Annotated in this window: 12 protein-coding genes; 6 read left to right on the plus strand and 6 right to left on the minus strand. The window is 67.6% G+C overall.

Translation table 11 applies throughout. The features are described from left to right. Positions 1-53 precede the first annotated feature (53 nt). Entirely contained in the window at positions 54-2,099 is a 2,046-nt protein-coding gene (locus tag GO606_RS12495) for an ABC transporter ATP-binding protein (protein WP_169117133.1), read from the plus strand. A gap of 99 nt (positions 2,100-2,198) precedes the next feature. Here the strand turns inward: GO606_RS12495 and GO606_RS12500 are convergent, their stop codons facing one another. After that, on the minus strand, positions 2,199-3,686 hold the full coding sequence (locus GO606_RS12500) for a transglycosylase SLT domain-containing protein (protein WP_425532209.1): 1,488 nt from the start codon (positions 3,684-3,686) through the stop codon (positions 2,199-2,201). Positions 3,687-3,874: 188 nt separating this feature from the next. Then, the gene (gene gloB, locus GO606_RS12505) at positions 3,875-4,666 is read right to left on the minus strand and encodes a hydroxyacylglutathione hydrolase (protein WP_211166474.1); all 792 of its coding nucleotides are present in this window, start codon (positions 4,664-4,666) and stop codon (positions 3,875-3,877) included. On the opposite strand from gloB, the gene GO606_RS12510 reads away from it, so the two are divergent. The 3 genes from GO606_RS12510 to dnaQ are packed head-to-tail and all read left to right on the plus strand — an operon-like array spanning position 4,665 to position 6,621. Further along, positions 4,665-5,405, plus strand: coding sequence for a class I SAM-dependent methyltransferase (locus GO606_RS12510; protein WP_169117134.1), 741 nt, complete (start codon positions 4,665-4,667; stop codon positions 5,403-5,405). The two genes, gloB and GO606_RS12510, sit on opposite strands and share 2 nt — an antisense overlap. Continuing rightward, positions 5,402-5,863, plus strand: a complete 462-nt coding sequence (rnhA, locus tag GO606_RS12515) for a ribonuclease HI (RefSeq protein WP_169117135.1) — start codon at positions 5,402-5,404, stop codon at positions 5,861-5,863. The genes GO606_RS12510 and rnhA overlap by 4 nt, the downstream gene beginning before the upstream one ends. Before the next feature lie 38 nt (positions 5,864-5,901). Beyond that, positions 5,902-6,621 carry a DNA polymerase III subunit epsilon gene (gene dnaQ, locus GO606_RS12520; protein WP_169117136.1) on the plus strand — a complete coding sequence of 240 codons (720 nt, stop codon included), beginning with the start codon at positions 5,902-5,904 and terminating at the stop codon, positions 6,619-6,621. A gap of 33 nt (positions 6,622-6,654) precedes the next feature. Here dnaQ and GO606_RS12525 read toward each other — a convergent pair whose 3' ends face one another. From GO606_RS12525 to GO606_RS12535, 3 genes are all read right to left on the minus strand, one after another. Next, positions 6,655-7,410 carry a fused MFS/spermidine synthase gene (locus GO606_RS12525; RefSeq protein ID WP_169117137.1) on the minus strand — a complete coding sequence of 252 codons (756 nt, stop codon included), beginning with the start codon at positions 7,408-7,410 and terminating at the stop codon, positions 6,655-6,657. A gap of 142 nt (positions 7,411-7,552) precedes the next feature. Beyond that, positions 7,553-10,111 (minus strand): DNA mismatch repair protein MutS, encoded by a 2,559-nt coding sequence (gene mutS, locus GO606_RS12530; RefSeq protein WP_169117138.1) that lies wholly within the window; start codon positions 10,109-10,111, stop codon positions 7,553-7,555. Positions 10,112-10,313: 202 nt separating this feature from the next. Continuing rightward, complete coding sequence (locus tag GO606_RS12535) at positions 10,314-10,460, minus strand: hypothetical protein (protein ID WP_169117139.1); 147 nt, start codon at positions 10,458-10,460, stop codon at positions 10,314-10,316. Positions 10,461-10,574: 114 nt separating this feature from the next. On the opposite strand from GO606_RS12535, the gene arsS reads away from it, so the two are divergent. Together arsS and GO606_RS12545 are read left to right on the plus strand one after the other, a co-directional pair. Further along, a complete protein-coding gene (gene arsS / locus GO606_RS12540) occupies positions 10,575-11,606 on the plus strand; it encodes an arsenosugar biosynthesis radical SAM (seleno)protein ArsS (protein ID WP_169117140.1) in 1,032 nt (343 codons plus the stop codon). Between the two features lie 102 nt (positions 11,607-11,708). Next, positions 11,709-12,413 carry a glutamine amidotransferase gene (locus GO606_RS12545; RefSeq protein WP_169117141.1) on the plus strand — a complete coding sequence of 235 codons (705 nt, stop codon included), beginning with the start codon at positions 11,709-11,711 and terminating at the stop codon, positions 12,411-12,413. Here GO606_RS12545 and GO606_RS12550 read toward each other — a convergent pair. Then, positions 12,352-12,801 carry a hypothetical protein gene (locus GO606_RS12550; protein ID WP_211166475.1) on the minus strand — a complete coding sequence of 150 codons (450 nt, stop codon included), beginning with the start codon at positions 12,799-12,801 and terminating at the stop codon, positions 12,352-12,354. The genes GO606_RS12545 and GO606_RS12550 overlap by 62 nt on opposite strands. Positions 12,802-12,837 lie beyond the last annotated feature (36 nt).

The following is a 12,837-nucleotide window of genomic DNA, read 5'->3' on the forward strand; positions in this document are numbered from 1 at the left end:
CAAGGGGGCCGCGCAAGCGGCCCTTTTCCTGTCTGCTCCGTTATCCTGTGGCGATGACCGAAACGATCGAGAAAACCGGCCGCCCTGATGCCGAACCGCCGCGCGCGCTGCTGGAGGTGAGCGAGCTGCGCGTGCTGATCGGCCCGCACGAAAGCCCGGTACGGCCGGTCGACGGCGTGGGGTTTTCGATCGCGGGCGGCGAGACCTTTGCGCTGCTCGGCGAATCGGGCTGCGGCAAATCGATGACGGCGCTGGCGCTGCTGCGCCTGCTGCCCGATGGCGGCCGCATCGCCAGCGGCGAGGTACGCTTTGCCGGGCGCGACCTGCTGCGCCTGACGGAGGCGCGCATGCGCGAAGTACGCGGCGGGCAGATCGCGATGATCTTCCAGGAGCCTTCGACGAGCCTCAACCCCGTGATGACGGTCATGAGCCAGATCGGCGAAGTGCTCGCGCGCCATCGCGGCCTCGAAGGCGCCCCGGCCCGCGCCGAAGCGCGTCGACTGCTCGAATCGGTCGGGATACCGGACGCCGGGCGGCGCCTCGACGACTACCCTTTCCAGTTTTCCGGCGGCATGAAGCAGCGGGTCATGATCGCGATCGCGCTCGCCGGCGAGCCGGAACTCCTGGTCGCCGACGAGCCGACCACCGCCCTCGACGTGACGATCCAGGCGCAGGTGCTCGATCTCCTCGCCCGCCTGCAGGCCGAGCGCGGCATGGGAATGCTGTTGATCACGCATGATCTCGGCGTGGTGGCGCGCATGGCGCAGCGAATCGGCGTGATGTATGCGGGCGAACTGGTCGAAACGGGAAATCGCAGCGATTTTTTCCGCCGCCCGCTGCACCCGTATTCGCGCAAGCTGTTCGCGGCACTGCCGACCGACGCGCAACGCCAGCGTCCGCTCGCGGCGCTCGGCGGCAACGTCCCGGCGCTCGACCGCGACTTCGTCGGCTGCCGTTTCGCCGACCGCTGTCCCGATGCCTTCGACCTGTGCCGCCGCGAAGCGCCCGTCTGGGAGCGGCGCGACGGGCAGGCGGTGCGCTGTCATCTTTATTCGGCTGGCCGGACCGTTGCCGCTGCAGCGACGCCGGCAGCAGCCGCATTCATCGACACGGGGCGCCGCCCGACGCCCGCGCCGCTGCTCGACGTGCGCGACCTGAAAGTGCATTTTCCCGTGCGAAAAGGCCTTTTGCGACGCCAGGTCGGAAGCATCAAGGCGGTCGACGGGGTCAGCCTGACGCTGGCTCCGGGCCGCACGCTGGCGCTGGTCGGCGAGTCCGGCTGCGGCAAGACGACGGCCGGCAAGGCGATCCTGCAGTTGGTCGCGCCGAGCGCCGGCGAGGTTTTCCTCGACGGCACGCCGATCACCGGGCTGTCACGCGCGGCGCTGCGGCCATTGCGCCGTTCGTTCCAGATGGTGTTCCAGGATCCGTTCGCGTCGCTGAACCCGCGCATGCGCGTCGGCCAGATCATCGAAGAAGGCATGCTCGCGCTCGGCGTTGAGCCCGACGGCCCAGCGCGCGCGCGGCGCATCGACGACCTGCTGCAGCGGGTCGGACTCACGCCGGCGATGAAGTTGCGCTACCCGCACGAGTTTTCCGGCGGCCAGCGCCAGCGCATCGCGATTGCCCGCGCGCTGGCGGTGTCGCCGCGACTGCTCGTTTGCGACGAGCCGACGAGCGCGCTGGATGTGTCGGTGCAGGCCCAGATCCTCAACCTGATGCGCGAGCTGCAGGGCGAGTTCGGCCTCGCGTATCTTTTCATCACGCATAACCTGGGCGTCGTGAGCTGGCTCGCGCACGACGTCGCGGTGATGTATCTCGGACGGATCGTCGAGCGCGGCCCGGTCGAGCGCGTGCTCGCCGCGCCCGCCCATCCCTATACTCGCGCCTTGCTCGCGGCGGTGCTGCGCATCGACGGCGAAGCCTCAGACGTCCGGTCAGCGCCGCCGGGCGACGACCTGCCGTCGCCGCTCGATCCGCCCGCCGGCTGTCACTTCCATCCGCGCTGCCCCCATGCGACCGACATCTGCCGGGCGCAGTATCCGGGCGAGACCGCCCGCGGCGCCGGCCAGGTCGTCCGCTGCCACTGGCCGCGCTGAGCGCGACAGCAGTCAGGGATTCGAGCTCCCGGTCGTCCCGGCACTTGCTTTTGCCGCCCGCAATGTCCCGTTGCGGGCGAACGATTTGTCCACTCTGCCTCAGCGCTGGTTTTTTTGCGGCTGCTTCTTGCCAGAGGTCGGCTTCGCGGCTGGGCCGGTCGTTTTTTTCGCTGTCGCAGATGCGATCGGCGCTTTGCTCGACGAAGTCCCCGCGCTTTTGCCGGCAGGCCGCTTGACTCCCTTCTTCGCCGCGGGTTGCGTGCTCTTCAATGCGGTCGGCTTTTCCATGCCCTTCGCATCCATCCTGACGGGTTTGCCGCCAGCCAGCCGCGGGACGATCGAGCGCCCCGGCGATGCCGCCTGTTCGAGCGCATCGGGGGGCGCAGTGCCGGGATCGACGCCCTCGGGGACGAGCAGCGAGTAGCCGGGGCTTACACGGCTGCGCGCATCGAGCCGGTTGATCTGGTAGAGCTGGTTCAGCGACAGGCCGAAATCCCGCGCCACGGATGCGAGCGTCTCGCCGCGCTGCAACTCGTAGGTGCGCCACTGCGTCCCGTTGCGCTGATGTTCGGCGAGCCGCAGCTGGAACTGTTCGGCGCGATCGACGGGCACGACCAGCGCACTGCCTTCGGTCACCGCCGGACGATTGTGGCTGGGGTTGAGGGCGAGGAACTCGTCGAGCGGCATCCCGGCAAGGCGGGCGGCGGTGGCCAGTTCAATCGTCGCAGGGGTGTCGACGGTGACGAAGTGGGGGCTGTTCGGCACGTACGGAAGTTCGAAGCGGTACAGCTCGGGCTGCGCGACGATGTTCTTCAGCGCCTGCAGCTTGGGCACATAGTTGCGCGTTTCCCCCGGCATGCGCAGATGGCTGTATTCGGCCGGAAGCCCGGCGTCCAGGTTGCGCTGGATCGCGCGGCCGACCGCACCTTCGCCCCAGTTGTACGAGGCGAGCGCCAGATGCCAGTCGCCGTGCATGTCGTAGATGGCCTGCAGGTAGTCGAGGGCGGCAGCGGTGGAAGCGATCACGTCGCGCCGCTCGTCGACCCACGCGTCCTGCGTGAGGTTGTAGTTTCGCCCCGTCGAGGGGATGAACTGCCACAGCCCCGACGCGTGCGAGCGCGAGTAGGCCATCGGGTTGTAGCTGCTTTCGACCATCGGCAGCAGCGCGAGCTCGGTCGGCATGCCGCGGCGTTCGAGCTCGTCGACGATGTGGTAGAGATAGCGCCCGCCGCGCTCGAAAACCTTTTTCAGGAAACCCGGGCGGTTGATGTAGAAGAGCTGCTGTTCGGCGACCAGCTCGCTGTCGAGATCCGGCATGCCGAAGCCGCGGCGAATGCGATCCCATATGTCGTTGGCGTCACGGGTGAGGTCGAGCGTGAGCACGCGCGGCGGCGGGTCCGTCAGCTCGAGGACCGGCCCGCGAGGCATCTTCAGGCCGTCCGGAGCGGCGTCATCGCCGCCGACGAGGCGGGTCGCGCCCGGCTCCGGCAAGAGAGTCGGCGCTGCTGAATCCGCGGACGCCCGGACAGACTCCGGTGCGAAGCTCAGGAACACGAGAAACAGGAGGCTTGCGAAAGAAATCGCCATCGAGCCGGCGCCCCCGGGAGAGGAAAAAGAGGGGTGGACTCTAGGGCAGGGGCGGAGGGGCGTCAAACCGGTGTCGATGACCGGGCGCGGACAGCGGTTTTTCGCCTCGTCAAGAAAACGCCGGGCCGCCCCAAGTTTTCTTGTCCCCCTCGGGGGGCGGAAACGGCAAAGCCGTTTCCTGGGGGCGCTCAAAAAACGTCCTTCCAGGCCCTCAATGCCGTGAAGCATTCGAGCGAGTCGCGCGGACGCACGCCGGTGCGGTCGGCGATCACGCCCATCACTGCCGGTTCGCCGGTGCGCAGGAAGGGGTTCACGCGCCGCTCGCGTTCGATGGTGGTCGGCAGGGTCGGCCGCCCGGCATCGCGCCGCGCCTCGCACTCGACGAGCCACTCGTCCCGCTCGGGATTCCCCGGGTCGGCGACGCGCGCAAACGCGAGGTTGGCGAGCGTATACTCATGGGTGCAATACACGGCGGTGTCGCCGGGCAGATCTGCAAGGCGGCGCAGCGAAGCGTGAAGTTGCGCGGCAGTGCCGCCGAGCAGCCGCCCGCAGCCGGCGCTGAAGAGGGTGTCGCCGGGAAACAGCATGCCCGGCGCGAGATAGGCGACGTGGCTTGCGGTATGGCCGGGCACTTCGAGCACGCGAAAGCGGATGCCGAGCGGTTCGAGACTGACTTCGTCGCCTTCCGCAACGGGATGGTTAACACCCTGGATGTCGGCTGCAGCCGGGCCGAACACCGGGATGTCGCGGCTTGCGATCAGCTCGGCGACGCCACCGACGTGGTCCGCGTGGTGATGGGTCAGCAGGATCGCGCAAAGGTCCAGCCCGTGCGCCGCGAGGCCGTCTTCGACGACTGCTGCGTCACCCGGGTCGACGACTGCTGCAAGCTGGCCGCGACGCAGCAGCCACAGGTAGTTATCCCGGAACGCCGGGAGAGGGATAATTTCGATGCTGCCGATTTTTGAGTGCTGATCGTTCATGTCCATCCTCAGTCTGTCGGACTGGCTTGAAACCCCGCAGGGACAATACCTGCTGCAGTGGGAATCGGCCAGGTTCGACGTCATGGTGGCCGATATTTTCGGCTACAACGCAGTTCAGATCGGGCTGCCCGAGCACGAGTTCCTGCGCGGCAACCGCATGCCGTTCCGCTTCCGCTGCGCGCGGCTGGGCGAGGCCGAAGTGACGTCGAACGCGGAAGCGCTGCCGTTCGCCACCGCCACTCTCGATCTGGTGCTGCTGCCGCACGTGCTCGAGTTTTCACCGAACCCTCACCAGGTGCTGCGCGAGGTCGAACGCGTACTCGTGCCCGAGGGCAGCGCCATCATCAGCGGCTTCAACCCCTTCAGCCTGTGGGGCGTGCGCCGCCTGCTGGCGCGCAGCAACGGGGCATTCCCGTGGCGCGGACAGTATCTGTCCGTGCGCCGCACGAAGGATTGGCTCGCGCTGCTGGGGTTCGAAACCCAGTCCGGCAGTTTCGGCTGCTACGCGCCGGCGGTCACGAGCGGAAAATGGCTCGAACGCTGGCGCTTCATCGACAAGGCCGGGGACCGCTGGTGGCCGATCTTCGGCGGCACCTACATCATTCAGGGAATCAAGCGGGTGCAGGGGATGCGCCTGATCACCCCCAACTGGCGCGATCGTCGCGCCGCAGCGAAACGGCTCTCGCCGGTGGCCCAGCGCGGCCGGCAGGTGACGGGCGGAGTACAAAAGACTAAATGACCGATCAGATCGAAATATTCACCGACGGCGCCTGCAGCGGCAATCCGGGGCCCGGCGGCTGGGGCGCGATCCTGCGCTCGGGAGCGCACGAGAAGGAAATCTGGGGTGGCGAACCGCACACGACGAACAACCGCATGGAACTGCTCGCGGTGATCCGCGCACTCGAACTGCTCAAGCGTCCGGTCGCCGCCCGCGTGCATACCGACAGCCAGTACGTGCAGAAAGGCATCTCCGAGTGGATCCACGGCTGGAAGGCGCGCGGGTGGAAGACCGCGGCGAAAGCCCCGGTGAAGAACGAGGACCTGTGGCGCGCGCTCGATGAGGCCGCGAGCCGTCACCAGGTCCAGTGGATCTGGGTCCGGGGCCATGCCGGCCATGTCGAGAACGAGCGCGCCGACGAACTCGCGCGCCGCGGCGTTGACGCGGTGCGCCGGCAGGGCACGAGCGTCGCAGGCTGAAGCTTCGGCGGCGCCTGGAACAATATTGGGGAAAACACATGAGACAGATCGTCCTCGACACGGAAACCACCGGCCTCGACTGGCGCAACGGCGACCGCGTCATCGAAATCGGCTGCGTCGAGCTGCTGAACCGCAACCTGACGGGGCGGCATTACCACGTCTATATCAACCCGGAGCGCGGCATCGATGCCGAGGCGATCGCGGTGCACGGCATCACCGAGGACTTCCTCGCCGACAAGCCGAAGTTCAGCGCCATCGCGGCCGAGTTCGAGGATTTCATCCGTGACGCCGAACTGATCATCCATAACGCGAACTTCGACGTCGGCTTCCTGAACCACGAGCTGTCGCGGCTCGGGCGGGGAAAGCTCGACAGCCTTTGCGCGGGTGTCATCGACACGCTGAAGATGGCGAAGGAGCAGAACCCGGGCAAGAAGGCGTCGCTCGACGCGCTGTGCGACCGGCACCAGATCGACAACGCGTCGCGGACGCTGCACGGCGCGCTGCTCGACGCGGAACTGCTCGCCGAAGTCTATCTTGCGATGACGCGCGGCCAGGAGAGCCTGATCATGGCGCTCGAGGAGCCCGTGCCGGGCAGCGCCGAAGCCGGCGGCGTGCTCGTCGATCGGCCCCCGCTGAAAGTGCTCCGCGCGAGCGGCGAAGAGCTGGCCGAACATGGCCGGGTGCTTCACGACATCGCGAAAGCGACGAAGGGCACCTGCCTGTGGATCGTGCCCGAGCCTGAAGCGGCCGCCGCCTGACAGGGCGAGGGCCTGAAGCGACCGGAGGCGCGGCTACAGGACCAGCCGCCCGCCGGGCAGGCTGCCCGCCTGCTCGAGCCGGGCGACGGTCGGGCCGAGGTCGAGGCCGGTGCGGTCCTTCAATGCCCGGGCGCGTTCGCGCAACTCCGTCACCGGCACGGTGATCTCGTCGCCTTGCGCACCGAATGCGACGACGTTGCCGCTGTCGCACGACGGAAACGCGATCGCGCGGTTCTCGAATGCGTGGATGATCCGCTCGACGCTGGCGCGAAACCCGCGCGACCGGCCGAAGAGGTTCGTCGACATCAGTCCCGCGTCCGACAGGCGTGCACGCGCCGCGGCGTAGAACGGCGCAGTGTCAAGCGCGCCGGCCCGCGCGTGGCGGTCGAAGCCATCGACGAGGATCAGGTCGAAGCGCCGGTCGGTTTCCATCACGTAGCGGGCGCCGTCACCGACGTGGATCGAAAAACGTGCGTCCTCCTGCGGCAGGCGGAAGAACTGGCGGGCAGCCGCGACGACCTGCGGTTCGATCTCGACGACCTGGATGCGCGTCTGCGGGCAGTGGCGATGCAGGAAGCGCACCAGCGAGGCGGCGCCGAGGCCGATCACCAGCGCGTTGCGCGGCCATTCGTCGGCGTCGCGCAGCAGCAGACCGGCCATCATCTCGCGCGTGTAGGCGAGTTCGAGTGCGTGCGGCCGGCGGATGCGCATTGCGCCCTGGACCCACTCCGAGCCGAAATGAAGATAGCGGACGCCGCGATCTTCGCTGATGTCGATCGGGGTGCTCACTGGAGCACCCTCGCGCTACGCGCAAGAGGGCCAGCTTTGCACAGCCGGCCCGTTCCGCAGGCGCAGAGCAATGCTCCGCGAAACCCCTGCTGCACCCCGCCAGGCGGGACTGAGCGCTTCTTGGGGCGGCCCGGCGAAGCGCTCATGCAGTCATCCGTTTCAGCGCGTACAGGCGCTCGAGCGCCTCGCGCGGGCTCAGGGTGTCGGGGTCCAGTTCGGCCAGCGCGGTGAGCGCCGGGTGCGAGGGCGTGTCGGGTTCGCGGTCCGGCAGCGCGGCAAAGAGGTCCGCCTGCGGCCCATTGCCGACCTCGCGGTTCTCGAGCGCGCGCAGGCGCCGTTTGGCGTCGCGCACGACCGAGCCCGGAATGCCGGCGAGCGCCGCGACTTCGATACCGTAGCTCTGGCTCGCCGGTCCGTCCTCGACCGCATGCAGGAACACGATGCGGTGCGCGTGCTCGATGGCGTCGAGATGCACGTTCGCGCACTCGGGGTAGTCGCCGTTGAGGCGGGTGAGTTCGAAGTAATGGGTCGCGAACAGCGTCAGGCAGCGGTTCTTCTCAAGCAGGTGGCGGGCGATCGCGAATGCCAGCGCGAGCCCGTCGAAAGTCGAGGTGCCGCGCCCGATCTCGTCCATCAGCACGAGGCTCTGCTCGGTCGCGCCATGCAGGATCGCCGACGCCTCGGTCATCTCGACCATGAACGTCGAGCGGCCCGAGGCGAGGTCGTCGGACGCGCCGATGCGGGTGAAGATCGCATCGAGCGGGCCGAGGCGTGCGCTCTGCGCCGGTACGAACGCGCCGACGTGGGCGAGCAGCGCGATCAGCGCGACCTGGCGCATGAAGGTCGATTTGCCGCCCATGTTCGGCCCGGTGATCAGCAGCATGCGGCGGGTCGGGGCGAGGCGGCAGTCGTTCGAAATGAAGTCTTCGACCTGCCGCTCGACGACCGGGTGGCGCCCGCCGGTGATGTCGATGCCCGGCTGCGCGGAAAACTGCGGGCAGACGTAGCCGTGGCGCACGGCAGCTTCGGCGAACGCGCCCAGACCGTCGAGGCACGCGAGCGCGCGGGCGATGCGCTGCAGCGCCGGGATATGCGCGGCGAGCGCTTCGAGCAGCGCTTCATAGAGCAGCTTCTCGCGGGCGAGCGCGCGCTCCTGGGCCGACAGCGCCTTGTCCTCGAACGCCTTCAGTTCCGGCGTGATGTAGCGCTCGGCGTTCTTCAGCGTCTGGCGGCGGCGGTAGTCGTCCGGCACTTTCCCCGTGTTCGCGTGGCTCACCTCGATGTAGAAGCCATGCACCTTGTTGAACTCGACCTTGAGGTTCGCGATGCCGCTGCGGTCGCGTTCGCGCGCTTCGAGCGCCAGCAGGAACTCGCCGCAGTTCGACTGGATGCCGCGCAGCTCGTCGAGCTCCGCGTCGAAACCGGGAGCGATCACGCCGCCGTCGCGCACTGCGGCGGCCGGCTCGGCGGCGACGGCGCGCACGAGCAGGTCGAGCGCGCCGTCCGGCACCGCGATCGCGGCGAGCAGCTCGCCGAGCAGCGGGGCCTGCGGGGTGCCGAGCGCGCGATGCAGTTCGGGCAGGCGCGCGAGGCTGTCGCGCAGCGCCGCGAGATCGCGCGGCCTCGCGCTGCGCAGCGCAATCCGCGCGGTGATGCGATCGACGTCGGCAACTCCGCGCAGCGCGACGCGGACGTCGCCGAGCATCCGCGCATCACCGGTGTCCGCCGACGCGCCGGGATCCGATCCGGCGAGTTCGCCGACGGCGCCGTGGCGCTGCGCGGCGAGTGCGCGGTCGCGCAGCGGATGATGCAGCGCATGCCGCAGCCAGCGCGAGCCCATGCTGGTGATGCACGAGTCGAGCAGCGACAACAGCGTCGGCGAGGCCTCGCCGCGCAAGGTCTCGGTCAGCTCCAGGTTGCGGCGCGTCGCCGCATCGAGCCGCAGGTATTCGGCTTCGCGCTCGACCCGCAGGCCGGTGACGTGCTCGAGGCTCTGGCGCTGCGTGCTGCGCGCATACTCGAACAGCGCCGCCGCGGCCGCGAGCGCGACCGGCAGGCCCTCGGCGTCGAAGCCGGCCAGGTCGCGCGTGCCGAAGTGCCCGGTCAGCAGGCGCTCGCCGTTGGCCGCGTCGAACTGCCAGTCGGCGAGCCGGCGCAGCACCGGCGACAGCGATTCGACGAGCGGCAGCGCCAGCCCGTCGGGCACCAGCACCTCGGCCGGGCGCAGCCGTTCGAACTGCGCCTGCAGCTGCTCGGACGGGCATTCCATCACGCGCAGGTCGCCATTGGCGAGGTTCAGCCACGCGAGGCCCAGCACGCCGCGGTGCAGGTTCGCCGCGAGCAGCAGCGAATCGGCGCGGTCGTCGAGCAGCGCCGCGTCGGTCAGCGTGCCGGGCGTGACGATGCGGCTCACCGCGCGCTCCATCGGCCCCTTCGTCGCCCCCGGCTCGCCCACCTGCTCGGCGATCACGACCGATTCGCCGAGCTTGACGAGCCGCGCAAGGTATTGTTCGACCGCGTGGAACGGCACGCCGGCCATCCGGATCGGCGTGCCGGCCGACTGCCCGCGCGTCGTCAGCGTGATGTCGAGCAGCCGCGCGGCCTTCTCCGCGTCATCGAAGAACAGCTCGTAGAAGTCCCCCATGCGGTAGAACAGCAACGTGTCCGGATGCTGCGCCTTGATGCGGAGATACTGCTGCATTACCGGAGTATGAGTCCCTGTCTCGATATCAATAGGGCTCTTTTTTTCCGCGTTTACTGTTTGTAAATTATTGATTATCATGAGTTTTTGCTGTTGCACGGGCATTCCTTCCGAATGCAGTGGACGCCCTACGACACTTTCCTGCTGGTGGGCGAGCATCTTACCAGCCCGCACTTCCCGGGGCGATTCACTGGCGGCCGCGTTATTCGAAGCGTGCGAGGAAGGTCTTGCTCTTGCGCGTGATGCCAAGCGCCTCGGCGGTGCGGGTCATGTGATTGCCATGCTGCGTTGCGACATCGCGAACTGGTTGCAGCAGTCCCTTGAACCGAACGCTCTTTTGTCGAACCATCCACTGCGGCAGCGCTCAATGCGTCAGGGCCAACTTGGGCAGATATGCAAGGATCTCGCGGCTCGTTCGACTGTTGGGTAACGACAAAGATAACTGCGCTCAAGGAAACGCCCGATGCATCCCACCTTTCCATTGCTCGCCGTCACCGACTTTCCCCGGATTCGCCGCGGAACGGTCGAGACGCTGCAGGTGAATCTCGGCTACCGCTGCAATCAGAGCTGCGTGCATTGCCACGTCAATGCGGGGCCGACCCGGACCGAGGAAATGACCGCCGATATCGCGAATGCGGTGGTCGACTTCATCGACGCAAGTCCGACGATCCTCACGCTTGATCTGACGGGCGGTGCCCCGGAGATGAACGCGAACTTCCGCCGCCTGGTGGGTGCGGCGCGCGCGCGCGGCCTGCACGTGCTGGACCGCTGCAACCTGACGATCCTCGAGGAACCCGGATACGAGGATCTGGCACGCTTCCTCGCGGAACAGGGGGTCGAGGTCGTCGCCTCGCTGCCGTGCTATCTCGAGGACAACGTCGATAAGCAGCGCGGCAAGGGGGTCTTCGGTGCGAGCATTCGCGCTCTGCAGAAGCTCAACGCGCTCGGATACGGCGAGGAGGGCAGCGGGCTGTGCCTGAACCTGGTCTACAACCCGCAAGGGCCGACACTGCCCCCGCCCCAGGCAGCGCTCGAACGCGCCTACCGCGAGCATCTCGGAGTCGAGTTCGGTGTCCGCTTCAACCGGCTCTTCACGCTCGCGAACATGCCGATCAAGCGTTTCGGCAGCACCCTCGTGTCGAAGGGGCAGTTCGACGATTACACGAAAATCCTGCGCGATGCTCATCGTCCGGACAATCTCGCGGCGGTGATGTGCCGCAGCCTCGTGAGCGTTGATTGGCAAGGTTACCTGTACGACTGCGACTTCAACCAGCAACTCGATATGCCGATCGGCGATGGCGCCCATCCGCGTCTGCACATTCGCGATGCCAACATCGAGGCGCTCGCGGGCGGCGCGGTCCGCGTTGCCGATCACTGCTACGGCTGCACGGCGGGGCAGGGGTCGAGCTGCGGCGGGGCGCTGGCTGAAGCGCCCGGCTGCGCCGAGGTGCTGTCGCACTGTTACGGCAATGCGAGGACTACGGCCCGGGCGTGATCTGCCGCGGCAGCGTGCCGGGAATGACGTCGCAAGGCTGGATGCAGGGTGTATCTTGTGACACACACGCGTCATTAATCGCCCGTCGAGGAAAGTCCGCCGATGAAATCCGCCTTCGCCCTTCGCCATGTCGCCTTCGAAGACATGGGCTCCTTCGCCACCGTGCTCGCCAAGCGCGGCATCGCGCTGCGCTACCTTGAAGCCGGCGTCGATGACCTGTCTCGCTTCGACCCGTGCGACTCCGATCTGCTCGTTGTGCTGGGAGGCCCGATCGGCGCGTACGACGAGGCCAGCTATCCCTTCATCCTCGATGAACTGCGCCTGCTCGAAAGGCGACTGAAAGCCGAACGGCCAACGCTGGGAGTTTGTCTCGGCGCCCAGATGATGGCTCGAGCCCTCGGGGCTCGCGTCTATCCGGGGCCTGCAAAGGAGATCGGCTGGACGCCGCTGCAGCTGACCGGGGCCGGGCGCGACTCGCCCCTCGCGCACCTGGACGGGGCACTGACTTCGATGTTGCACTGGCACGGCGATACCTTCGATCTGCCTGCCGGGGCGACCCTGCTCGCATCCACCGACGTCTGCCGCCACCAGGCGTTTTCCTGGGGGCGCAACGCGTTGGCCTTCCAGTGCCACCCGGAAGCGCAGACAACCCAAATGGAACGCTGGCTCGTCGGGCATGCGTGCGAGCTTGGGGCGGCCGGGTTGTCGGTGCCTGAATTGCGCGCCGACTGCGCCCGCCTCGCACCTACCCTGGAGGCACAGGGCGCACGCTGTTTCGCCGACTGGCTCGACAGGGTTGGGTTGTGAGCGCTTGGACGCGGGTCAGTACCGAACCGATCAGCGCGATCAGGGCGATGAGGTTGAGCACGGCGCTTGCCGCGTGGGAGTATTCCCACTGCGCTCGAAGTGCCATCCAGTCTCCCGGCAGCACCGTCCAGTTGCTTGTTGCCTGGTTGGTCGGAAACGTAAAAGTCCAGAACACAACTTGCGTCGCCAAAATACAAGCAAAGCCGACGAGAGCCAGTATGAATTCCCTGCGACGTTTGCGAACCATGACCGTAAGGATGAGCGTCGACAGCAGGGCCCCGGCGACGACGAATCCGAGCAAGGCCCATCCTCTGTAGATTTGCTGCACCGTCAGGTAATCGTCGCGGGCCAGACCGATCTTGTTGGGGGAGTTCCAGCAAATGCGCAAGGGCCGGAGCCAATGCCAGGGCGGCGAACAGAAGGC

The sequence above is a fragment of the Aromatoleum anaerobium genome (assembly GCF_012910705.2).
GTDB classification, from domain to species: domain Bacteria; phylum Pseudomonadota; class Gammaproteobacteria; order Burkholderiales; family Rhodocyclaceae; genus Aromatoleum; species Aromatoleum anaerobium.